Below are 23,216 nucleotides of genomic sequence, written 5' to 3' on the forward strand. Positions count from 1 at the left end.
TCTATGTCAGCGGTACAGGGTCATTGGCGCGAAGTATCCGAGCAAAGTTTGCCGGCGGCAACTTATTTAAATGCAGCGACTGGCACTTCCAGTCGAGTGTTGATCATTGTCGAGCGCAAGGAAGACTGGGCTTCGTACTTCCCCAGCGAGGACATCATCACGGCGCAGGAATACCTCGAGCAAACCCGAGACAGCGAGCCGGGCAAGCGTGTGCAGGTAATCAATCTGTGCCGCAGCTACAAGTATCTCGGCCATGGCTATTACTGCTCGCTGCTGGCCGAAGCCCGGGGGCACAAAGTGATTCCGTCGGTTCGCACGATCAGCGAACTGACCAAGAAGTCACTCTACGGCCTGGCGCTGGATGATCTAGATAAAACCCTGGAAAAAGCCCTCAGCCATCATCTCTACAGCGATACCGAAGGTTTCACCCTGACGCTGTATTTTGGCAAAACGCATATCGAGCCGTTACAGGATCTGGCTCGACAATTGTTTGAAGTGTTTCCCTGTCCAATTCTGTTAGTTGAGTTTCGTCGAACTAACGGCTGGCACATCGAGGGCATAAAGTCCGGCACTTTGCATAAGTTGCGCGACGACCAGGAAGATCAATTCGCCAATGCGCTTGATGGCTTCAGCCGCAAAGTCTGGCGGGTGCCGCGTTCCCGGCAAGTGGCGCGGTATGACCTGGCGATCTTGCACGATCCGCAAGAAGCGTTGCCGCCATCAAACAGCAAGGCGCTTGCGAACTTTGTTCGGGTCGGCAAGACCATGGGCATCGACGTCGAACTGATCGAGCGCAAGGATTACGCGCGACTCGCCGAGTACGACGGCTTGCTGATTCGCGAAACCACCAGCGTCGACAACCATACCTACCGTTTCGCCAAGAAGGCCGAAAGCGAGGGGCTGGTGGTGATGGACGATCCGGCCTCGATTCTGCGCTGCACCAACAAGGTCTACCTCACCGACCTGCTCAACAGCCATCAACTGGGCATGCCCGCGACGGAGATTTTGTACAAGGAGCGACCCGAAGATTTCGAGCGGGTAGGGGAACGGCTTGGTTTTCCGTTGGTGTTGAAGATCCCCGACGGCTGTTTCTCGCGGGGTGTGATCAAGGTCGAAAGCCAGCAGGCGCTGCTCGAAGCCACGGCCGAGCTGTTCGAACATTCGGTGCTGTTGCTGGCCCAGGAGTTTTTCTACACCGAGTACGACTGGCGCATTGGCGTGCTCAACCGCAAACCGATTTTCGCGTGTCAGTACTTCATGTCCAAGGGCCACTGGCAAATCTACAACCACAAGGCCAAGGGCCAGGACATCAACGGCGAATGCCGGACAATGGCGGTCCACGAGGCTCCCCGCGCCGTGGTGGAGCTGGCGGTGAAAACGGCCAACCTGATCGGCGACGGCCTCTATGGCGTGGACCTGAAACAGGCCGGCGACAAGGTGGTGGTGATCGAAGTCAACGACAACCCGAACATGGACGCCGGTATCGAAGACGCTTATTTGCAGGACGATTTGTATTCACTGGTGCTGGAAGAGTTTGTGCGGCGGCTGGAGCTCAAACGTCGCGGCCAGGCCTGGTGAAGCGCCGATGATCAACAGTTTTGCATTGAGCCATGGTGCTTTGCAGCGGGTCGAACGACTGGACGCCGAGGTGATGCTGTTCAGCGATCCCGACGCCGCCGAGCGTGACCTGCTGCACAGTTATTTCAAAGTCGATGAACACGCACTGGCCTCGGCACTCGATCCGGACGAAGTGTCGCGAATCGAGTTTCACCCCGATCACTTGTTCCTGATCTGGAAGCGCCCGGAAAACTATTCCGGTGGCGGCAGCCTTGCGTTTGAGGTGTCTTCGTGCGGTTTGCTGTTCTCGCCCGGGCAGTTGCTGGTGATCGCCACCGACGACACGCCGCTGCACGGCCTCGGCACTCGCCAGCCGTTAAACACGCCGCTGGATGTTCTGCTCGACCTGCTGTTCAACAACATCCATCACTACCTCGGGCACTTGAAGGTGATCAAACTGGTCGCCCGCGAGTTGCAGCAAAAATTCAACGCCTCGATGCAGAACCAGCATCTGGTGCAGATGTTCAACCTCAGCGAAAGCCTGATCTATTACATCAACGCCCTGCACAGCAACGGCGCGGTGCTCACGCGGCTGCGCAACCACGCCGAAAAACTGCATTTCAACAGTGAAGCGATCGGCCTGATCGACGACCTGATCATCGAAAACAACCAGTGCTACAAACAGGCGGAGATTTACTCCACGGTGTTCTCCGGGCTGATCGATGCGCGCGGCAACTTGATGAACAACAGCATGAACAACCTGTTGCGCAAACTGACGTTGATCAACGTGGTGTTTCTGCCGTTGAACCTGATTGCGAGCATTGGCGGGATGTCGGAGTTCAGCATGATGACGGCGGGAACACCGTGGTGGGTGTCGTATCCGCTGTTTTTGGCGGCGATGTTGCTGGGGGCAGGGGGGATGTTGTTTGGGCTGCGGCGCTTGGCCAGTTGATCGTTGGTAATCCCTGTAGGAGCTGCCGAAGGCTGCGATCTTTTGATTTTCAAGATCAAAAGATCGCAGCCTTCGGCAGCTCCTACACGGTTTATGTATTTCTCACAGTCCCGCATTTGGCCGAACCGCCACCGTGATGCCTTGTTATAGTTCGGGCCTCATTTTCAGCCCGGTAAAGGATCACTGCCATGACTCAATACACCGCCTTCAGCGTCGAACTGGCCGACAATATCGCCCATGTGCAGATCAATCGTCCGGAAAAGATCAACTCGATGAACGCCGCGTTCTGGAGCGAGATCGTCGAGATTTTCCAGTGGATCGACGACACCGACGAAGTGCGCGTGGTGGTGCTCAGCGGCAACGGTAAACACTTTTCCTCCGGCATCGACCTGATGATGCTCGCCGGCGTCGCCAATGAACTGGGCAAGGATGTCGGCCGCAACGCGCGCCTGCTGCGCAAAAAGATCCTGACCCTGCAAGCCTCGTTCAACGCCGTCGACAATTGCCGCAAACCGGTGCTTGCGGCGATTCAGGGTTACTGCCTGGGCGGCGCCATCGATCTGATCGCCGCCTGCGATATGCGTTACGCAGCTGAAGACGCGCAATTCTCGATCAAGGAAATCGATATCGGCATGGCCGCCGATGTTGGCACTTTGCAACGGTTGCCACGGATCATCGGGGACGGCATGCTGCGTGAACTGGCTTACACCGGTCGCCACTTTGGCGCTGAAGAAGCGCGCAGCATCGGTCTGGTCAATCGCGTTTACAGTGACAATGACGCGCTGCTCGAAGGCGTGCTGGACATCGCTCGCGACATCGCGTCCAAGTCGCCCATCGCAATTGCCGGCACCAAGGAAATGATCAGCTACATGCGCGACCATCGCATCGACGACGGCCTCGAATACGTTGCCACCTGGAACGCCGCCATGTTGCAATCCACCGACTTGCGCGTGGCCATGGCCGCCCATATGAGCAAACAGAAACCCGAATTTGTGGATTGAGAACCATGACATCTCGCTGGACCACTGCAGTACTGGACACCGATCAACCCGGCGGCTTGGCCGTGGCGCGTAGCCCCGAAGGCTTTCTGTTCGACGACAACGGCGCGCTGTTCCCGCGGGAGTGGCTCAAGCGTCAGGACTTGTCGGTGCTGGCCGAGCATGGCATCGGTCACCTCGATGGCGAGCCGGTGTACCTGCTGGAGTTGCGCAGTGCCAGCGAGGTCATGGGTTGCAGCTGGAAAGGCTTGCGGGCGTTCATGCTCGACGGCGATCACACGATCTACAAAGTGCTGGGTTACGCCGCGCAGATCGGCACTTGGGCCCGTGAACACCGCTTCTGTGGCAATTGCGGGCAAGCCATGACGCAAGTGCCGCGCGAGCGGGCGATGTATTGCCAGCCCTGTGATCTGCGCAGTTATCCGCGGATTTCGCCGAGCATGATCGTGCTGATCACCCGGGGCGACGAGATTTTGCTGGCACGCTCACCGCGGTTTGTCAGTGGGGTCTACAGCACGCTGGCCGGTTTCGCCGAACCGGGCGAGTCGGCGGAGGAATGCCTGATTCGCGAGGTGCGCGAAGAAGTGCAGATCGAAGTGAAGAACATCCAGTATCTGGGCAGCCAGTGCTGGCCGTTCCCGCACTCGATGATGCTGGGGTTTCATGCCGAATACGCGGGCGGCGAGATTGTCTGTCAGGAAGACGAGATTGAAGACGCCCAGTGGTTCAACGTGCACGATCTGCCGCCGTTGCCGGCGTCAAAATCAATTGCCCGTTACCTGATCGACGTCTATGTGGCGCGGCGTTTAGGCCACGCTGAACCAGTGTTGCCAGGCTAGGCGCACGGTCAACCCCAGCACCACGGTGATGAACACCGGACGAATGAACTTGGCGCCACCGCTGATTGCGGTGCGCGCGCCAAAGAAAGCGCCAACCATCACCGACAGGCCCATGCTCAGGCCGATGATCCAGTCCACTTGCCCGGAAAATATGAACACCGACAGCGCCGCAATGTTGCTGACGAAGTTCATGCTGCGCGCCACGCCGCTGGCCTTGACCAGGTCGATCGGGTACAGCAGCAGGCTGCTGACGGTCCAGAACGCGCCCGTGCCGGGACCGGCCACACCGTCGTAGAAACCGAGGCTGAAGCCTTGGGTCGATTGCCATTTCTTCTTGATCGGTGCGTCGCTGTCCAGCGGCGCTTTTGGCGTGCCGCCGAACAGCAGATACAGGCCGCAGGCAAAGACGATCACCGGGAGCATTTTGTTCAGCCATTCCGCCGGCAGGTAATGGGCGACGACGGCGCCGGTCAACGCACCGACCAGGGTGCCGACAATCGCGTGCATCCACTGGCGAGGATGAAACAGCTTGCGCCGGTAGAAAGTGAAACTGGCCGTCGCCGAACCGAAGGTTGAACTCAGCTTATTGGTGCCCAGTACCAGATGCGGCGGCAGGCCAGCAGTCAGCAGCGCAGGCGTGGTCAACAGACCGCCGCCGCCAGCGATGGCATCGATGAAACCGGCAACGAAAGCGACAACGGCCAGAATGGCCAAAGTGGTGAGGTCAACGCTGAGTTCAAAAGGCATGGAGTCGACTTATTCGGCAGGGGCGCAGATCGGAGCTGCGGGGAAGGGCCGCCATGTTACCTGTATCCAACTGTTGCGGCGAGACGACTGAAGTCTTCGCGAGCAGGTCTTAGAGTTGTTCCCAAAACCCTGTAGGAGCTTTCGAGTGCAACGAGGCAGCGATCTTTTGATCTTGAAATTCAGAATCAAAATCAAAAAATCGCAGCGTGCCGCAGCTCCTACAGGGGTGTTGTGCTTGCTAAGAGTCAGGCGTTGCGATTGGCCAACGCGCGTTCCATCCGCGCAATCCCTTCTTCCAGCAACGACCGCGGGCACCCAAAGTTCAGCCGCACGAACTGCTGATTCTGATCGCCAAAGTCCAGCCCGGCGCTCAAACCGACCTTGCCCTGTTCCAGAAAGAACTGCTGCGGGTTTTCCAGATCCAGCGCCGAACAATCGAGCCAGGCCAGATAAGTCCCCTGCGGCACATTAATGGTCACGCCCGGCAAACGGCTGCGAACCGCTTCAACCAGATAATCACGGTTGGCCTGCAGGTAGGTTTTCAACTCGGCCAGCCATGGCCCACCTTCGCTGTAAGCGACGCGGGTAGCTTCCATGCCCAGCGGATTGACGCTGTCGACCATGCCGCAACGGGCGTGATTGACGCGTTCGCGCAGGGCGGCGTCCTGAATGATCATGAACGAGGTCTTGAGACCGGCGATGTTGTAGGCCTTGCTCGCCGACATCAGGGTGATCGTGCGCTGGGCGATTTCTGCGCTCAGCGAAGCGGTCGGAATGTGCACGCGGCCATCGAAGCACAGCTCGGCGTGGATTTCGTCGGAGATGATCCATGCGTCCTGCGCCACGCAAATGTCCGCCACCGCTTGCAGCTCATCGCGGCCGAACACTTTGCCGATCGGGTTGTGCGGGTTGCTCAAGAGCAGCGCGCCGCCGCCGTTCAGCGAATCACGCAAAGTGTCCAGCGGCGTGGCGTAGGTGCCGTCAGCCTGCGGCACGAATTCCAGCTCAACCTTGTTCAAACCCCAATGGGCCGGCGCATGGCGCAGTGGCGGGTAGTTCGGTACTTGCACCACGACATTCTGCTGCGGCTGCACCAGCGCCTTGAGCGCCATGTTGAAACCGGATTCAACGCCCGGCAGGAAGATCAGTTCTTGCGGCTGGACTTTCCAGGCGAACTTGGTCCAGAGGTCGGCAACGATGGCTTCACGCAGGTTGTCCTGCGCGACGCTGTAACCCACCAGCGGGTGCAGCAAGCGCTGTTGCAGCGCCTCGATGACCACCGGCGGCGCGGCGAAATCCATATCAGCGACCCACATCGGCAACACGTCGGCCGAGTAGCGGCTCCACTTGGTGCTGCCCGTGTTGTGGCGGTCGAATACCTGATCAAAATCGAAAGTCATGCGCGGTCTCGTGAAGGCGGGTGAGTTCTGCCGGACATGATAAACCTTGAACCCCTGTAGGAGCTGCCGAAGGCTGCGATCTTTTGATTTTGTTTTTAAAAACCGGATCAAAAGATCGCAGCCTTCGGCAGCTCCTACACAGACTCGGTTGCGCCCCGACAAACGGCCGACGGTCGGTTTTCACACAGTCTGTGTGGTCATTGTCTACAGTGAAAAGGCTGGCACCCGTTGCCGCAACCGTGATTGTCCAGATAAAGCCCGGCATCAGTACCGGGTTCCACCTGATCAGGAGTGCACGATGGATCTCAGCCGTCGTCAGTTCTTCAAGGTCGCCGGTATCGGCCTTGCAGGCTCAAGCCTGGGCGCGTTGGGCATGGCCCCGACGATTGCCTTCGCCGAGCAGGTGCGTCACTTCAAGCTTGCCCACACCCATGAAACCCGCAACACCTGCCCGTATTGCTCGGTCGGTTGCGGCTTGATCATGTACAGCCAGGGCGATGCCGGGAAGAATGTCGCGCAAAATATCATCCACATCGAGGGCGACGCCGACCACCCGGTCAACCGCGGCACCCTCTGTCCAAAAGGCGCGGGCCTGCTGGACTTCATTCACAGCCCGGGCCGTTTGCTGTATCCGCAGACGCGCAAACCCGGCAGCAGCGAATGGACACGGATCAGTTGGGATGAAGCGCTGGATCGCATCGTCGACCTGATGAAAACCGACCGCGACGCCAATTTCATCGAGAAAAATGCCAACGGGCAAACGGTGAATCGCTGGCTGACCACCGGTTTCCTCGCAGCCTCGGCGGCTTCCAACGAAGCGGGCTACATCACCCAGAAGGTGATTCGCAGCCTCGGTTTATTGGGGTTCGATAACCAGGCGCGTGTCTGACACGGTCCGACGGTGGCAAGTCTTGCCCCGACGTACGGCCGTGGAGCCATGACCAATACCTGGACCGATATCGCTAACGCGAATCTGATCCTGGTGATGGGCGGCAACGCAGCAGAAGCGCATCCGTGCGGCTTCAAATGGGTGACCGAAGCCAAGGCGCATAACGCCGCGCGGCTGATCGTGGTCGACCCGCGTTTTACCAGGACCGCTTCGGTGGCCGACTATTACGCGCCGATCCGCACCGGTACCGACATCGCCTTCATGGGCGGTTTGATCAACTACCTGCTGACCGAAGACAAGATCCAGCACGAATATGTGCGCAACTACACCGATGTGTCGTTCATCGTCAAAGCCGGATATGGCTTCGAGGACGGCATCTTCAGTGGCTACGACGTGGCCAAACGCAGCTATACCGACAAATCCGGTTGGGGTTACGAAATGGGCGAGGACGGCTTCGTCCGAGTCGACCCGACCTTGCAAGATCCGCGCTGCGTCTATCAATTGATGAAGCAGCATTACAGCCGCTACAACATCGACCTCGCGAGCCAGATCTGCGGGATGCCGGTCGATGCGATGCAGAAAATCTGGGACGAAATCGCCACGTGCTCGATACCGGGCAAAACCATGACGATTCTCTACGCGCTCGGCTGGACGCAGCATTCGATCGGCGCGCAAATCATCCGCAGTGCGGCGATGGTGCAACTGCTGCTGGGTAACGTCGGCATGCCGGGCGGCGGGGTGAATGCCTTGCGCGGGCACTCGAACATTCAGGGCCTGACCGACCTCGGATTGCTCTCCAACGCGCTGCCGGGCTATCTGTCACTGGGCACCGACACCGAGCAGGATTACGCCACCTACATCCACAAACGCACGCAAGTGCCGTTGCGGCCGGGGCAACTCTCATACTGGCAGAACTACAGCAAATTCCACGTCAGCCTGATGAAGTCGTGGTACGGCGCGCACGCCACGGCCGAGAACAATTGGCTCTACGACCATTTGCCGAAACTCGACATCCCCAACTACGACGTGTTGAAGATGTTCGACCTGATGAGCCAGGGCAAGGTCAACGGCTACTTCTGCCAGGGCTTCAACCCTATTGCGGCGTTGCCCGACAAGAACCGCGTGATGGGCGCGTTGGCCAAACTCAAATGGCTGGTAGTGATGGACCCGCTGGCCACCGAAACTTCGGAGTTCTGGCATAACGTCGGGCCCTACAACGATGTGAAAACCGACGAGATCCAGACTGAAGTCATTCGCCTGCCGACCACCTGTTTCGCCGAAGAGGACGGCTCGTTGGTCAACAGCAGCCGCTGGCTGCAATGGCACTGGAAGGGCGCCGATGGCCCGGGCGAAGCGCAGACCGACATCCGCATCATGAGCGAGCTGTTCCTGCGCCTGCGCAAGCGTTATCAGGCTGAGGGCGGCAAGTTTCCCGACCCACTGCTGAAACTGACGTGGCCGTACAAGATCGCCGACGAACCATCCCCGGAGGAACTGGCCAAAGAGATCAACGGCAGCGCCGTTACAGACTTTACCGATGCCACCGGCGCCACGGTCAAGGCTGGCACGCAACTGGCCGGGTTCGGTTTGCTCAAGGACGACGGCAGCACCGCGTCCGGTTGCTGGATCTTCGCCGGCAGCTGGACCGAGGCCGGTAATCAGATGGCGCGGCGCGACAATGCCGATCCATATGGCATGCATCAACACCAGGGATGGGCGTGGGCCTGGCCGGCCAATCGGCGGATTCTCTACAACCGCGCTTCCGCAGACGTTGCGGGCAAACCGTGGGACCCGAAAAAGCGTCTGGTCTGGTGGAACGGCAAAGTCTGGACCGGCACCGATGTGCCGGATTACAAGGCCGACGTGCCGCCGGAAGCCGGGATGAACCCGTTCATCATGAATCCGGAAGGCGTGGCGCGATTCTTCGCCGTCGACAAGATGAACGAAGGGCCATTCCCCGAGCACTACGAGCCGTTCGAAACACCCATCGGCATCAACCCGCTGCACCCGCAAAACAAACAGGCCACCAGCAACCCGGCGGCGCGGATCTTCGATTCGGTCTGGGAAACCCTCGGCGAAGCCAAGGACTTCCCGTACGCCGGCACCAGCTATCGCCTGACCGAGCATTTCCACTTCTGGAGCAAGCACTGCAAGTTGAATGCGATTGCCCAGCCTGAACAATTCGTCGAAATCGGCGAGGTGCTGGCGAAAGAGAAGGGCATCGCGGCCGGTGATCGGGTGCGGGTCAGTTGTAAACGCGGGTTCATTGAAGCGGTCGCGGTGGTGACCAAAAGGATCCGGCCGCTGCAGGTCAACGGCCAGGTGGTGCATCAGATCGGCATCCCGCTGCACTGGGGGTTCACCGGCCTGACGCGTCACGGTTACCTGACCAACACCCTGGTGCCGTTCCTCGGCGATGGCAACACACAGACCCCGGAATCCAAGTCATTCCTGGTCAACGTGGAGAAACTGTAAATGGCCAGCCAAGACATCATTGCCCGCTCGGCCACCACCACGGTGCCGCCCTCGGTGAGAAATCAGGAGGCCGTGGCCAAGCTGATCGACACCACCAAATGCATCGGCTGCAAGGCCTGCCAGGTCGCCTGTTCGGAATGGAACGAACTGCGCGACGAGGTCGGCCACAACCACGGCACCTACGACAACCCGCAGGATCTGAGCGCAGAATCCTGGACGCTGATGCGCTTCACCGAGCATGAAACCGACGCCGGCAATCTCGAATGGCTGATCCGCAAGGACGGCTGCATGCACTGCGCCGAGCCGGGGTGCCTTGCGGCATGTCCGAGCCCCGGCGCGATCATCAAGCACGCCAACGGTATCGTCGACTTCGATCAGGATCACTGCATCGGTTGCGGTTATTGCATCACCGGCTGCCCGTTCAACATTCCGCGTATCTCGCAAAAAGATCACAAGGCTTATAAGTGCACCTTGTGTTCGGATCGGGTCGCGGTGGGGCTGGAGCCGGCCTGCGTGAAAACCTGCCCGACCGGCGCCATCGTCTTCGGCACCAAGGAAGACATGAAGGAACACGCCGCCGAACGTATCGTCGACCTGAAAAGCCGTGGCTTTGAAAATGCCGGTTTGTATGATCCGGCCGGCGTCGGCGGCACTCACGTCATGTACGTGCTGCACCACGCCGACACCCCGAGGATTTACGCCGGTCTGCCCGACGCGCCGGCCATCAGTCCGCTGGTGGGTTTGTGGAAAGGCATCAGCAAACCGCTGGGCTTGCTGGCAATGGGCGCGGCGGTGCTGGCCGGGTTCTTCCACTACGTGCGCATCGGCCCGAACCGGGTTGAAGAGGATGAGCATCCGACAGCGCCCGACACCTCGGTGCATGTCGTTGATCCGGCGGTGCACACCTTCGATCCACGCGGGGAGGACCGGCCATGAGCAACAAGACGATCCTGCGTTACACCGCCAACCAGCGCACCAATCACTGGCTGGTGGCGATTCTGTTTTTCATGGCCGGGCTGTCGGGGCTGGCGCTGTTTCATCCATCGATGTTCTGGCTGACGCATCTGTTCGGCGGTGGGCCTTGGACGCGGATTCTGCACCCGTTCATGGGTGTGGCGATGTTCGTGTTGTTCCTCGGTCTGGTGTTCAATTTCTGGCGCGCCAACTTCTTCATCGCCAACGACCGGCAGTGGCTGCGGCGCATTGATCGGGTCATGGTCAACGACGAAGAATCCGTGCCACCGGTTGGCAAGTACAACGCTGGGCAAAAGCTGCTGTTCTGGACTTTACTGCTGTGCATGCTCGTGTTGCTGTTCACCGGGTTGGTGATCTGGCGCGCTTGGTTCAGCGCGTTTTTTGGCATCACCCTGATTCGCTGGTCGATGCTGCTGCATGCACTGGCCGGGTTTGTGCTGATCCTCAGCATCATCATTCACATCTACGCCGGGCTGTGGATCAAGGGCTCGGTCGACGCGATGCTGCATGGTTGGGTCAGCCGCGCCTGGGCGAGGAAACACCACGCACTGTGGTATCGCGACATCACCCGCGATGAGCGTCAACCGGACGTGCCAGAGCGACCGATCACCAAAAAGGGCTGACCTTTGCCAAGCATTCTTGAACCCGGAGAAATCGAAGCGGCGGCCAGTTCGCCGCCGTTTCTGCACCTGCCACCGCACAACCTTTTCACCCTGCGCGCCGAACGTCTGGAGCGATTGGCCGAGGGGCATCCGTTGGCCGAGTATCTGCGCTTGATCGCCGGTTTGTGCCGGGCTCAGCAGCAAGTGCTGGATGATCCGCCGTCGACCGAACCGGTTGATCAGCAGCGTCTTGCGCTGTGTCAGCAACACGGTTTGCCGCCGTTCGGCGCCGATACCTTGATCCGCGAAGATGACTGGCAAGCCTGGCTGGAGGCTCTGTTGCAGCGCTACACAGCACCCGAGCAACCCGCCGTGATCGATGCAATCGCCACATTGCGCAGCGCCGATTCTGGGCAATTGCGCAGCTGGGCGGTGGCGCTGGTCAGCGGCCAATATTCCATGGTGCCGGCGCAACTGGTGCCGTTTTTGGGCGCGGCGCTGCAAGCGGCGTGGAGCCACTGGTTGCTCAGCGCGCCCAACCTGCAACTCAAACCCGGCGACAGCCTCAGCCAATGCCCGGCCTGTGGTTCACCGGCCATGATCGGCGTCATTCGCCATCGCGGTAAACACAACGGCTTGCGCTATCTGGTGTGTTCGCTGTGCGCCTGTGAATGGCATGTGGTGCGGGTCAAATGCGTGTATTGCGAGTCGAGCAAAGGCCTCGACTACCTGAGTTTTGAGGACGATCGCCACGCCGCCAATCAGGCGCCGCTGCGTGCCGAAGTCTGTCCGGGCTGCAACAGTTATCTGAAATTGCTCTATCTGGAGAACGATGCCGACGCAGAGGCCTTGTCGGCGGACCTCAGCAGTTTGCTGCTGGACATGCGTCTGGCGCAGGACGGCTATCAGCGCCTGGCACCCAATCTGTTGCTGGCGCCGGGAGACGAATGACCGCAGCGTCTACACTCGCCGGACAGTCTTTTGTTTCGGGAGTGGCAGATGTCTGCAAGTGTTGCCCTGCGGTTACCTTCCATTGATGGTTTGTTGCGTCACCCGGCGTGCCTGCCGCTGGCCGAGCGTTATGGGCGTGAGGCGTTGCTGGCGAGTTTGCGACAGCTACTCGATGAATTGCGTTCGAGTGTGTTGAACGGGCAGTTGTCGGCGGTTGAAATCAGTCCTGAAGTGCTCGCCGGGCGGGTCGGCGAACGGCTTGTCCAGCAACAACGCAGCCAGATTCGGCGGGTATTCAACCTGACCGGCACGGTGTTGCACACCAATCTCGGCCGGGCACTATTGCCTGAAGAAGCGATTGAAGCGGTGCAAATGGCAGCGCGTTATCCGCTCAATCTGGAATTCGATCTGGCCAGCGGTAAACGCGGCGATCGTGATGATCTGATCGAAGGTCTGATCCGCGAACTGACCGGCGCCGAAGCCGTCACCGTGGTCAACAACAATGCCGCTGCGGTGCTGCTGACGCTCAACAGTCTAGGTGCGCGCAAGGAAGGCATTATCTCGCGCGGCGAGTTGATCGAGATCGGCGGCGCGTTTCGCATCCCCGACATCATGGCCCGCGCCGGCGTGCGTTTGCATGAGGTCGGCACCACCAATCGCACCCATGCTCGCGACTATGAAGCAGCGATCAGCCCGCGCAGTGGTTTGATCATGCGTGTGCATGCGAGCAATTACAGCATTGAGGGTTTTACGGCGCGGGTGGCGACCGCCGAGTTGGCCGAGTTGGCGCATCGTCACGGGCTGCCGTTGTTGGAGGATCTGGGCAGCGGCAGTCTGCTGGATTTGACGCGCTGGGGTTTGCCGGCGGAACCGACGGTGCGACAAGCGCTGCTCGATGGCGCCGATATCGTCACCTTCAGCGGCGACAAGTTGCTCGGCGGCCCGCAGGCCGGATTGATCGTCGGCAGCAAAGCGCTGATCGCGAAGATCAAGAAGAACCCGCTGAAGCGCGCATTGCGTGTCGACAAGCTGACCTTGGCGGCGCTGGAAGCAGTGCTCGGTCTGTATCGCGATCCGGATCGACTGGCCGAGCGATTGCCGAGTCTGCGCCTGCTGACCCGTGCGCAATCCGACATTTTTGCGCAGGCGTCACGATTGCAACCGGCCATGGCTGACGCTTTGGGCGAGGTCTGGAGTGTTGCTGCCGTGCATTCACTGGGCATGATCGGCAGCGGCAGCCAACCGGTGGCGCGCTTGCCCAGTGCGGCGCTGTGTTTGCGTCCGCAAGTGTCCAGGCGATTACGCGGCCGTCATCTGCTTAACCTTGAAGCCGCGCTGCGTGCCTTGCCGATCCCGGTGCTCGGGCGCATTGACGACGACGCGTTGTGGCTGGACTTGCGCCAACTCGACGACGAACCTGCGTGGCTGGCGCAGTTGCCGCAATTGCAGGTCGCGCAATGATTGTCGGCACAGCGGGGCACATCGACCACGGCAAGACGTCGTTGCTGCAAGCGCTGACCGGGCAAACCGGCGACCGCCGCCCGCAGGAACGCGAGCGCGGCATGACCATCGACCTTGGTTATCTGTATGCCGAACTGGAGCCGGGTGCCGGGCTGACCGGTTTTATCGATGTGCCCGGCCATGAAAAATTCACCCACAACATGCTCGCCGGTGCGCAGGGCATCGATCTGGTGTTGTTGGTAATCGCGGCGGATGACGGCGTGATGCCGCAAACCCGCGAACATCTGGCGATTGTCCAGTTGCTCGGCATTCCCCGCGCAGTGGTGGCGATCACCAAGTGCGACCGGGTCGAGGCGGGCAGGGTGGAGGAAGTGCAACGCCAGACACTGGACTTGCTGGAGGCCGGGCCGTTCGCCGAGGCGCCGATTTTGGCCGTGTCGAGCGTAAGCGGGCGGGGCATTGATGAGTTGCGACAGATCTTGTTGCAGAGCCAACGCGAAGTGCTGGAGCGCAGTCGAGAAGGAGGTTTTCGTCTGGCCATCGACCGCGCTTTCAGCGTTGCCGGCGCGGGGATTGTGGTCACCGGTACGGCGCTGTCGGGCTTGGTCGCGGTGGCGGACAAACTGGTTTTGGGTCCCGCCGGCAAAGCGGTCAGGGTTCGTGGTTTGCACGCGCAGAATCAGCCTGCCGAACATGCGTTTGCCGGGCAGCGGGTGGCATTGAATATCAGCGGCGATCGCTTGGCACTGGAACAAATCCATCGCGGCCAATGGCTGCTGAGCGAGTGGCTGTACGCACCGACGCAACGGGTCGATATCGATTTTCAACTGTTGCCCGGCGAACGCCCCTTCGAGCACTTCCACCCGGTGCACCTGCACCTTGGCACACAAGACGTGATCGCCCGCGTCGCCTTGCTCGAAGGCCCGCGCCTGAACCCTGGCGAACGCATGTTCGCGCAATTGCTGATCAACGCGCCGGTGCACGCGGTGCAGGGTGATCGGTTGATCCTGCGTGATCAAAGTGCGCAACGCACCCTCGGCGGCGGCCGGGTGCTCGACCCGTTCGCCCCGGCCCGACAGCGTCGCAGCCCCGAAAGACTGGCGCAACTTGAAGCCTTGGCGCGCAGTGAGCGTTTTGAGCAGGTGCTGCCGGTGTTGCTCAATCACAGTACCAGCGGTCTCGATCCACAGCGGCTGGAACGCCAGTTCAATCGTCCCCGCGAAGGCTGGTCGTTGCCGCAGAACGTTCGGTTGATCGATACGCGTCAGGGGTCGGTGCTGTTCAACGTGCAGCGTTGGGGCCAGTTGAAATTCACGCTGCTGGAACAACTGACGAAGTTTCATGAACTGGAGCCCGATCAGATGGGCCCGGATCGGGATCGTCTGCGGCGTTTCAGCGGGTTGGCGCTGGAGCGTTCTATCTTCGTCAGTCTGTTGGAGGAATTGCTCGGTGCCGGTTCGATCAACGCCAGCGGGCCGTGGCTGCATCTGCCGGATCATCAGGTGCGCTTGAATGCCGAAGACGAAACCTTGTGGCAACAACTGCAACCGCTGTTCGAACAGGCCGGATTCGATCCGCCGTGGGTGCGCGACATCGCCAAAGCCGTTGAGCAGGACGACGCCGTCGTGCGCTTGCTGCTGCGCAAACTCGCGCGCCTTGGCCTGATGCATCAAGTGGTGCGCGACCTGTTTATCAGCGACGCGATGCTGCGGCAAATGGTGGCCGTGTTGCTGGAACTGGCCAAGGAAAATCCGCAGATCCAGGTGACAACCTTCCGCGATGCGCTAGGCTTGGGACGCAAACGTTCAATTCAATACCTCGAATACTTCGACCGCCTCGGCCTGACCCGGCGCAGCGGCGAATCACGCCAAATCCGTTACGACAACGCGCTGGCCACCGCTGACGCGCACTGAGTTCAAGGAAGGCAATCGCGCCCGGTGGCGCGGCCGGGCTTCAAACCCGGTTGGGGACGGCATCCGTTCCCGGGCAGGTTCGACTCCGGCTGCCTTCCGCCAGTTTGCCAAAAGCAAAAGATCGCAGCCTTCGGCAGCTCCTACACGGATTGGTGTAGTCGCTGCCGAAGGCTGCGATCTTTTGATTCGGAATGCTTGAAAGACTTAGTCTGGCCCCGTTTAGTCACGATTCAAACGGGGCAGCGGTTTTTATGTTGATCGTTCCCACGCTCCGCGTGGGAATGCAGCCTGGGACGCTCTGCGTCCCATCCAGAGCCGAACGCGGAGCGTCGTTTGAGGCGTTCCCTCGCAGAGCGAGGGAACGATCTGTACCCGAACTAGTCCGGCAACTCCAGATTATCCATCACCCGATTCACCGCCAGCTCCCCGAGCATGATCAGTTGCGCGATCCCCAACAGCGTCCTGCGTTGCGACGCGGGGATGAGGTAGGCGAAGTCATGGGCGATGGTTCTGGCTGAGGCGAGTGTTTCGCTGGCGTCGGCCAGCAGTTCTTCGTTTTTGAAGTCCGCGGTAACGGCGTACATCCGGCGGGTTCTACGGGGTGGTGGCGTGGAGCCGGGTGGACAGAGATAGTGATCAAGCGCGCGGTCGGCGGCTTCGTGGAGTTTTTTCGAATCGAGGCATTCGTAGGGGGAGGTGGGGTCGGTTTCGGGTGGGTTGGGTGTTGGTTTGATCATGGTGAAGCTCCTTGAGATGTGGAGCCGTCATCCATCGCTGCTAAACGGATAGGGTGGCGGCTTTTACGCGGGTTAGCAGACCAGGCTCAAGGATCCCGGCGCACCGAAGTGCCCCACGCAAAGCCGCCATAACGTATGGCGAAACTCGCGTGCCTTGAAATTTGCCGAGCTGCTAAACCCGATCGCTGATTCGTCAGCGACCGCACCACAATAGAACCCGACCCCAAGGCGCACAAGCCGGTGGATTCTGGCGTAGCTGTAGGCAATGGCGCAAGGATGTGTAGCCTAGAAGGCGTGTCTGGAGGTGTCTTTTAAACTACTGCGTTTAAAACAAAGGATCGGGCGGCTTTCTGGGTGAAGTGTGGTTCTTCCCTGAGAGTTTCCCGATCTGTTTTTGAGTGACATGCAATTGCGCCGAATGGCGGACGTGTGACTCAAACGGGCCAGGGAAAATCCGCAGATCTAGGTGACAACCTCCCGCAATGCCTAGGCTTTGGACGCAAACGCTGTATTCAGTATCTCGAATACTTCTTCCGCGTCGGCCTGACCCGAAGCCTCGGCGAAGCCCGCCAGATCAGCCCCGACAACGCGCTGGCCTACGCCGACGCACAATGAGTTCAAGGAAGGCAATCGCGCCCGGTGGCGCGGCCGGGCTTCAAACCCGGTTGGGGACGGCATCCGTTCCCGGGCAGGTTCGACTACGGCTGCCTTCCGCCAGTTTGCCCAAAGCTGCCATTTTTCTGATCGGCGACGGCTCCTGTTTCAGATTGTTCTGATGTAAGCGCTGATGCTAATGGATTCGAATAGTCCGTCCTGTGGCCACTACAGCGTCACGGCCTGATAATTTCGAGACCGTCCAGATGATATTGCGTGCAGTACTGTTAACCGCGTTGACTATTCCGAGTGCGTGGGGTTGTGGTTTCGGTTTTTCTGACGAAGTCGACAAGATTCGTGATTATGTTGTTCGCGGTCCGGGCGCTGAGGGAATCAGTACGCCGCGCGATATTAATGCCAATAAGACTATTTACAGGGAGGCTTTGCCCCTCATTGGCAACAAGATGGTGATCATCTGCCCGCTGTTCTCGGAAAAACTGGGGATACAGATAAATCCCGCGATTGGCGTGCAACCCAATGTGGACACATCACTTTTTCGATTGAAGGACAGTGGCGTCGCACTGCAATTCAGTATTGATAACAGCAAAATTGCATTGGTTCCTGTCGAGTTCAGCGATCTGAAGATTTTAAACAGGACCGAAATTCCAACACCGACGCCTGAAGTACGCATCGTTCAAACCGGCCCAATCAAGGACGGCACGATTATTCCGGCAGGGCGGTTGGCCTCTCTGATGACCTCCGACGGATCGACTTTCGCCACGTTCAATTTGACCAATGCCATTCGCATCGTTGGCGGCGCCTGCATCACGCCCGATGTCGATGTCGATATGGGACACACCACTAAAACAAGCCAGTTCAAAAAAGTCGGCGATCACAGCGATGCCGTGGATTTCATCATTCAATTGCGCGACTGTCCGAATTTCCTGAATGCCGTGAAGTATTCGATCAAGGCCAATACTCAAGTCATCGATAAAACGAATGGAATCGTCTCACTCGACTCAACCTCCAGCGCTCGAGGTATAGGACTTCAAGTCAAGCGAGACAATGATCAGCCGTTAGTGTTTGGAACCGAATACACCTTCTCTGGATACAATCGTGCCGGTGGAAACTTTGTCATTCCATTCAGCGCGGCTTACACGCAGGTTTCTCCTTCCATAGAAGCCGGCGCGGCTAATTCATCGCTGACGTTCACCATGAGCTACCAGTAAGGTTCAATCACGCCATCTGCTGCTGTTCAGGTTGCCCGGACCTCAGCAGCAGGGCAATGCGCGAAGGGTCAGTCCGCGCACTGAAGACGCACGGTATCGTAATTGCGCGCCTCATCTTTTACCGGCAGCGCGTAGGGCGCCTGGCATTGTTGCTCACCCCACTTGATCGTCAGCACACCTTGGTCGTTTTCGACCAAGGCCAGTGCCTTGCCACTTGGATCACTGATGGACAGTTGTTTGCCGCTTGCGTCTTCCAGCGATGCACCGAACGGCAACTGAATATGCTGCTTGTCAAACAGTTCGAACTGCACGCGCCGGCCACTTTTGCCGGCGTAACTGGCTTTGACAATTGCGCCACGACGCGGCACACGTTGCTGGCTGGCGTTTTCAATGTCGACATCAGCGCCCAGATCGCGGGTGTCGAGGCTGATCCAGTTGACCCGATACGGCTGGACACTGGGAATCACCGCGTAGCCGTTGCGCCCGGTCGTGACGCCGCTGTAGCTGGCGACGTTCGCCCCTTTGACGCCCGGAACCTCTACCAGCGCAAAGGTTTCACCCACGGTTTGGCCAAGGTTGATACCGCCGCCATGGGCCACGACTGAGCCGGAGACATTCATGTTCTGCGATTTGTAGCCTCGGCCTTGGCTGTAGCCGAGGTTCACATCAGCCATGGCGGTCCGGGTATTGAGGTTCAACGAGCCTGAATTGCCGTTGTTGCTGTTGCCCCCCTGCACCGAGTAGAACGTGTTCTCGGTGCCGGGTACATAACCATTGATCCCTGCCTGCGTGGTGCTGCCGCTTTTCTGTGTTGACGAGCTGACGAAGGCGCGGGGCGAGCGCGGTTTTCGGCCCAGCGGAAATGACAGTGACAGGCTTATTTGCGTGTCCTTGTTGGTGGCGCCACGGTAACCGAGATCCTCGGTGTGGGTGACGCCAAGGTTGTAGGTCAGATCGCCCCAGTTATTGGCGTAACCGGCCGAAAAGCTCTGAGAACCACCGCGATCCCAATAGCGCTGATCGCTGGCGTTGAGGTACAGATTACCCAGCGTCCGGTCTCGCCCAAGACTCTGGTTGATGGTCAGGTCCGTGCGGGTTTTGGAGCCACTGACACGTTGGTCCGCTTCAGCACGTTGGGCTTGAATATGGTCGGTCAGCGTTCGGTATCCCTCGGTCGAATAGCGGTACGCTGCGAGGGTGAAACTGGTGTCTGTGCCGGTAAATGTCTTGGCGTATAGCGCACGCACACTGTCACCCTGAGTGGTGAGTTCACCCTTGCGACTGGAGGAATGCGTCACGTCGACCGAGACCGCGCCCAGTGCGGTATTTTTGCCAATGCCCAAGGCGACGGCGCTGAAACCTTCGCTGGCCTGGACGCCAATCAGACCGGTCAGGTTGCTGTTCATGCCGTAGGTGAGGGTGCCGCTGAACATTTTTGGCGTGTTGCGATCCTCGTAATGACTGCTGTAGTGGCCGGCCGACAGGCTGTATTTCAATTGCCCTTCACGCACCATGATTGGCAGGCTGGAAAAGGCCTGGCGCGTCGTTCTGCGGGTGCCGTCGGCTTCGATGACCGTGACTTCCAGATCACCGTTGGAGCCGCTTGGGTAGATATCGCTGATTTCGAAAGGGCCGGGCGGCAGGCTGTTGGTGTACAGCACGTAATTGTTCTGGCGAATTTCTACCGTCGCGTTCGATTGCGCCACGCCGCGAATCACCGGAGCGTAGCCGCGTTCGCTGTCGGCGCGCATGCCTTCGTCCGAGGCCAGTTTCAGACCGCGATAGCGGACGCTGTCGAACACATCGGGATCGGAAAAAATGTCGCCGGCGCTGAACTGGCCTTTGATCGCCGTCACGTCGTGTTGCAGGTAATTGCGGTTGCTCTTGAAGGTGTTGGGACGCCCTGTGCCAGAGCTCAGGTTGGATTCATTGCGATAGCGCCAGCCGAACAGGTTGATACCGTTACGCAAACCAAGGTTGTTGGAAACACTGACACCGTTGCCGTTGCCGTTGCCGCTGTCGTTGCGGTAGGTGTTGAATTGATAATTGACGAACGCTGCTGGCACACCTTCATCCCATAGCGCCGGATCGACAAAACCGCGTAATCCTTTTTGCATGGACGACTGCGGCACGCTCGTGGAGAGGCGCAGACGACTGGGGTCGTAGCGTACGCTGGCCTGTTCGATGAGCAGCGGCAAGTCGTAACAGGCCTTGGGTACTTGCGGATCGTATTGGCCGCTGGCTTGCAGCTTGCCCAGATCGATACCGAGTTGGTTGAGCAATTCAAAGGTCAGGCATGCTTCAACCCGACCCGTACGGTCGTTACGCAGAAAATCGACATCGCGCCGGCCCACCAGCACTTCATTGCTATAGAGATCGACGCGATAGTTGCCGGGCAACACGCGATTGGCAGACAACAGCAACGCCAGGTCTACCCCGGCCGCAGCCCCTTGCAGAAACGTCGTGTTGTAGCCTTCCAGTTGTGCGTCTTCATCATCCGCTAGCGCCATGGCTGGCACGTTAAGGCCGATGGCCAAAGCTAAAATGCCAAGCCGTGTGGGAGTGAAAGGGGGCAGGTTGTACGCGAGCTTCCCTGAACAACGTCCGGTTTTGTTTAGAGTCGAGATTAGCATGCAGGAAACCTGTATCGGCGCCCGTCTGGAGGACGGGCGCTCGCTCGTTAGCGGCGCAGGTGGGGAACTACTTCGTGGCGTTGTCTTGAGTAAGCGTCGCGCTCACCGGATGGCTTTCGCTCAGGCTGGCCCTGTAAACGCTCAATGCCCCGTAGTCATTGATACTGGAGAATGTCAGGACCGGCGTGCTGTTGGCGGCGAACCGGGTGACGGAAAAGCTGGCTTCGGCGCCCGGGGCGATCATGGTCGAGTCCGTCGCCAGTTCATTCTGTCGCGGGTCGTGAAGCGTAACGTCTGCCATGGACACGTGATAAAGAGTCGGGTTTTTAACCCTGAGCACGGTTTTATCGTTGTCCTGCGCCAGTCGCCATTGCAGTTCAGTGGGCGCCGTCAGTGCGTCTCCGCTCAGACCTTTTGGTCGAAAGAAGATCTTGATCCGCTGCCGGACGGCGAGCTGCAAGGTATTGGCGGTTTTCGACGTTTGCGGAATTTCCTGCACGTTGAGCCACACCACAGACTCTTTGTCCTGCGGCATGCCCTGGCCTTCATAAAGAATGCGCAGCAGTTGCTGGTCCTTGGCAAAGACCCGGGCCAATGGCGGTGTAACAGCGAAGGGCGTGGCTGTCCCCGTGTCCTGCTGATCGATCCAGGATTGAATCAAAGTGTCCTGGGCGCCATTTCTTACCGTGATGTTGGCTTCTTTGTGCGCACCGTCGAACACGACGCGCGTGGCACTCAAGGAAATGCTAGCCATGGCCTCGGCACTCAGCATGAGTACCAGGCAGGCTGATAGGGTTTGACGCAACATGGCTTAAATCGCTGTATCAGAAGGGAGGGCGAGGTCGAACGACCTCGCGCAAATCAATCGCAGACTGGGTTTATTCGTATTCCAGAATGAACGGCAGAGTAGCGTCACCACGACCGGCAGTTGCGGTGCTTGGATCATCAAGCGTCACGTAGGCCGCGGAGAAACTCAGGGTGGTATCGCCGCCTTCTGCGCCTACACCGTGCATGTCGGCTTCGATGCGCGCAGTTGCCTTGGAGCTCAGGTCAATCGACTGGCCATTGCTGTCGAGCAGGGCGATACCAATACCGGAAGCGCTACCGTTGCCTCGAGTCAGTGCCAGCGCGTTCTTGCCAGCCACCAGACCGGAGCCGCCTGCCGCCGCGTCGAAGATCATCGCGACCTTGGTGCCTTTGTTGCAGTTGACGTTCAGATTGAAGTTGCTGCCGCTGACGCGACCGGAGGCTGGATTTACTGCGGTGCCCATGTCTTTGATCGACACATCACCCATGTTGACGGCAATGACGTGATTGGCATCGCTACCGTCAATCGAGCAGGCATCGTTGTTGATCACACCGGTAAAGCTGATTTGGCCGCTGCCACCCTGTGTTGGTTTTACTGGATCTTCTGCGAGCGCGTTGCACGAAGCACCCAGTATGGCGGCAGCGAGAAGGGCGATTGAGACGTTTTTCATCGTTGTGTCCATTTATATGAAAGTGAAATGTGCTGAATGAAATTGCATGAGCAAGATAGTCAGCGAGCACTTTCGAGGACATCAGACGAATCTTAATAGTCGTGGCCGTTTAATCCCTGTTAGTTAAAAACATTGAGTGCGTGACAATAAGCCAACAAGTCCTGATCGCTAGAAACTTCCAGTTTACGCATGGCCGATATCTTCTGCGCGCTGACTGTTTTGGTACTGCGGTTTTGACTGCGGGCGATATCACTGACGCTTTTTCCAGACACAAACAGCCGCAGAATCTCGAACTCCTTTGGCGACAGGGTTGAAAATCGCTGTTGGATATCGGCGTTGGATTTGATGACAGATTGCGGTACGGGTTGCTGGCTGAGGTATTGGCCTTTGCGGGCAATGGTTTCGAGGGCCAATTGAATCTCATTGTGCAATTGACTCTTTTGAATCACACCGGCCACACCCAACTCATGCAAACGCGTGAGTATCAGTTGATTGGACAGCATGGTCAGTACCAGCACCTGTACCGCAGGGAAGTGTCGCTGCAGATATTCAACCAGCTTCAGGCCATCGCCATAGGGCGAGTCGGCGGGCATGTTGTAGTCGGTAATGACAATGTCTACCGAATGCAGGTTGAGCAGATCGATCAGACCTTGTGAGCAGATGGCTTCACCTACTACGCAAAAGCGACTATCGCGTTCAACCAGTTCGCGCACTCCGAGCAGAACAATCGGGTGATCGTCAGCAATGACTACGTTCAACTTTTTCATGAAAACCAACCCGTGGACG

Annotated in this window: 19 protein-coding genes and 2 tRNA genes; 14 read left to right on the forward strand and 7 right to left on the reverse strand. The window is 58.8% G+C overall.

Annotation, left to right across the window (positions count from 1 at the left end; all coding sequences use genetic code 11):
• Window positions 1–3 precede the first annotated feature (3 nt).
• The 4 genes from ACA061_RS13205 to nudC all read left to right on the forward strand — a co-directional run bounded on the left by ACA061_RS13205 (window position 4) and on the right by nudC (window position 4,346).
• Window positions 4–1,578: a RimK family ATP-grasp domain-containing protein gene (locus ACA061_RS13205; RefSeq protein ID WP_497301849.1), complete on the forward strand. Its 1,575-nt coding sequence runs from the start codon at window positions 4–6 to the stop codon at window positions 1,576–1,578.
• A gap of 7 nt (window positions 1,579–1,585) precedes the next feature.
• Window positions 1,586–2,509, forward strand: coding sequence for a magnesium transporter CorA family protein (locus ACA061_RS13210; RefSeq protein WP_497301851.1), 924 nt, complete (start codon window positions 1,586–1,588; stop codon window positions 2,507–2,509).
• A gap of 188 nt (window positions 2,510–2,697) precedes the next feature.
• The gene (locus tag ACA061_RS13215) at window positions 2,698–3,510 is read left to right on the forward strand and encodes a crotonase/enoyl-CoA hydratase family protein (protein WP_497301853.1); all 813 of its coding nucleotides are present in this window, start codon (window positions 2,698–2,700) and stop codon (window positions 3,508–3,510) included.
• 5 nt (window positions 3,511–3,515) lie between these two features.
• Complete coding sequence (nudC, locus tag ACA061_RS13220) at window positions 3,516–4,346, forward strand: NAD(+) diphosphatase (protein ID WP_150603426.1); 831 nt, start codon at window positions 3,516–3,518, stop codon at window positions 4,344–4,346.
• Here nudC and ACA061_RS13225 read toward each other — a convergent pair.
• Entirely contained in the window at window positions 4,314–5,093 is a 780-nt protein-coding gene (locus ACA061_RS13225; RefSeq protein WP_150615690.1) for a TSUP family transporter, read from the reverse strand. The genes nudC and ACA061_RS13225 overlap by 33 nt on opposite strands.
• A gap of 245 nt (window positions 5,094–5,338) precedes the next feature.
• The gene (locus tag ACA061_RS13230) at window positions 5,339–6,493 is read right to left on the reverse strand and encodes a MalY/PatB family protein (RefSeq protein WP_210554729.1); all 1,155 of its coding nucleotides are present in this window, start codon (window positions 6,491–6,493) and stop codon (window positions 5,339–5,341) included.
• A 298-nt stretch (window positions 6,494–6,791) separates the two neighbouring features.
• Here ACA061_RS13230 and fdnG point away from each other — a divergent pair, with 298 nt between their 5' ends.
• The 7 genes from fdnG to ACA061_RS13265 all read left to right on the forward strand — a co-directional run bounded on the left by fdnG (window position 6,792) and on the right by ACA061_RS13265 (window position 15,861).
• On the forward strand, window positions 6,792–9,857 hold the full coding sequence (gene fdnG / locus ACA061_RS13235) for a formate dehydrogenase-N subunit alpha (protein ID WP_497301856.1): 3,066 nt from the start codon (window positions 6,792–6,794) through the stop codon (window positions 9,855–9,857).
• Window positions 9,858–10,793 carry a formate dehydrogenase subunit beta gene (gene fdxH, locus ACA061_RS13240; protein ID WP_150615687.1) on the forward strand — a complete coding sequence of 312 codons (936 nt, stop codon included), beginning with the start codon at window positions 9,858–9,860 and terminating at the stop codon, window positions 10,791–10,793.
• On the forward strand, window positions 10,790–11,455 hold the full coding sequence (locus ACA061_RS13245) for a formate dehydrogenase subunit gamma (RefSeq protein ID WP_497301858.1): 666 nt from the start codon (window positions 10,790–10,792) through the stop codon (window positions 11,453–11,455). Before fdxH ends, ACA061_RS13245 begins: the two co-directional genes overlap by 4 nt.
• Window positions 11,456–11,458: 3 nt before the next feature.
• Window positions 11,459–12,385 (forward strand): formate dehydrogenase accessory protein FdhE, encoded by a 927-nt coding sequence (gene fdhE, locus ACA061_RS13250; RefSeq protein WP_497301860.1) that lies wholly within the window; start codon window positions 11,459–11,461, stop codon window positions 12,383–12,385.
• A gap of 48 nt (window positions 12,386–12,433) precedes the next feature.
• Complete coding sequence (selA, locus tag ACA061_RS13255) at window positions 12,434–13,846, forward strand: L-seryl-tRNA(Sec) selenium transferase (protein ID WP_497301862.1); 1,413 nt, start codon at window positions 12,434–12,436, stop codon at window positions 13,844–13,846.
• Entirely contained in the window at window positions 13,843–15,759 is a 1,917-nt protein-coding gene (gene selB, locus ACA061_RS13260; protein WP_497301864.1) for a selenocysteine-specific translation elongation factor, read from the forward strand. The genes selA and selB overlap by 4 nt, the downstream gene beginning before the upstream one ends.
• A 6-nt stretch (window positions 15,760–15,765) precedes the next feature.
• Window positions 15,766–15,861, forward strand: a tRNA-Sec gene (locus tag ACA061_RS13265).
• 275 nt (window positions 15,862–16,136) lie between these two features.
• Here the strand turns inward: ACA061_RS13265 and ACA061_RS13270 are convergent.
• Window positions 16,137–16,496, reverse strand: a complete 360-nt coding sequence (locus ACA061_RS13270) for a DUF6124 family protein (RefSeq protein ID WP_497301865.1) — start codon at window positions 16,494–16,496, stop codon at window positions 16,137–16,139.
• A 429-nt stretch (window positions 16,497–16,925) separates the two neighbouring features.
• Here ACA061_RS13270 and ACA061_RS13275 point away from each other — a divergent pair, with 429 nt between their 5' ends.
• The 3 genes from ACA061_RS13275 (at window position 16,926) to ACA061_RS13285 (ending at window position 18,319) form a co-directional block, all read left to right on the forward strand.
• Window positions 16,926–17,111: a SelB domain-containing protein gene (locus ACA061_RS13275; RefSeq protein ID WP_497301867.1), complete on the forward strand. Its 186-nt coding sequence runs from the start codon at window positions 16,926–16,928 to the stop codon at window positions 17,109–17,111.
• A gap of 6 nt (window positions 17,112–17,117) precedes the next feature.
• A tRNA-Sec gene (locus ACA061_RS13280) sits at window positions 17,118–17,213 on the forward strand.
• Between the two features lie 143 nt (window positions 17,214–17,356).
• The gene (locus tag ACA061_RS13285; protein ID WP_497301868.1) at window positions 17,357–18,319 is read left to right on the forward strand and encodes a fimbrial protein; all 963 of its coding nucleotides are present in this window, start codon (window positions 17,357–17,359) and stop codon (window positions 18,317–18,319) included.
• 68 nt (window positions 18,320–18,387) lie between these two features.
• Here the strand turns inward: ACA061_RS13285 and ACA061_RS13290 are convergent, their stop codons facing one another.
• The 4 genes from ACA061_RS13290 to ACA061_RS13305 all read right to left on the reverse strand — a co-directional run bounded on the left by ACA061_RS13290 (window position 18,388) and on the right by ACA061_RS13305 (window position 23,197).
• A complete protein-coding gene (locus ACA061_RS13290) occupies window positions 18,388–20,829 on the reverse strand; it encodes a fimbria/pilus outer membrane usher protein (protein WP_497301870.1) in 2,442 nt (813 codons plus the stop codon).
• Window positions 20,830–21,019: 190 nt separating this feature from the next.
• Complete coding sequence (locus ACA061_RS13295; protein WP_305437914.1) at window positions 21,020–21,760, reverse strand: fimbrial biogenesis chaperone; 741 nt, start codon at window positions 21,758–21,760, stop codon at window positions 21,020–21,022.
• A gap of 70 nt (window positions 21,761–21,830) precedes the next feature.
• Window positions 21,831–22,430 carry a fimbrial protein gene (locus tag ACA061_RS13300; RefSeq protein WP_497301871.1) on the reverse strand — a complete coding sequence of 200 codons (600 nt, stop codon included), beginning with the start codon at window positions 22,428–22,430 and terminating at the stop codon, window positions 21,831–21,833.
• 119 nt (window positions 22,431–22,549) lie between these two features.
• Window positions 22,550–23,197 (reverse strand): response regulator, encoded by a 648-nt coding sequence (locus tag ACA061_RS13305; protein WP_210554739.1) that lies wholly within the window; start codon window positions 23,195–23,197, stop codon window positions 22,550–22,552.
• Window positions 23,198–23,216 lie beyond the last annotated feature (19 nt).

The sequence above is a fragment of the Pseudomonas sp. LBUM1668 genome (assembly GCF_059695715.1).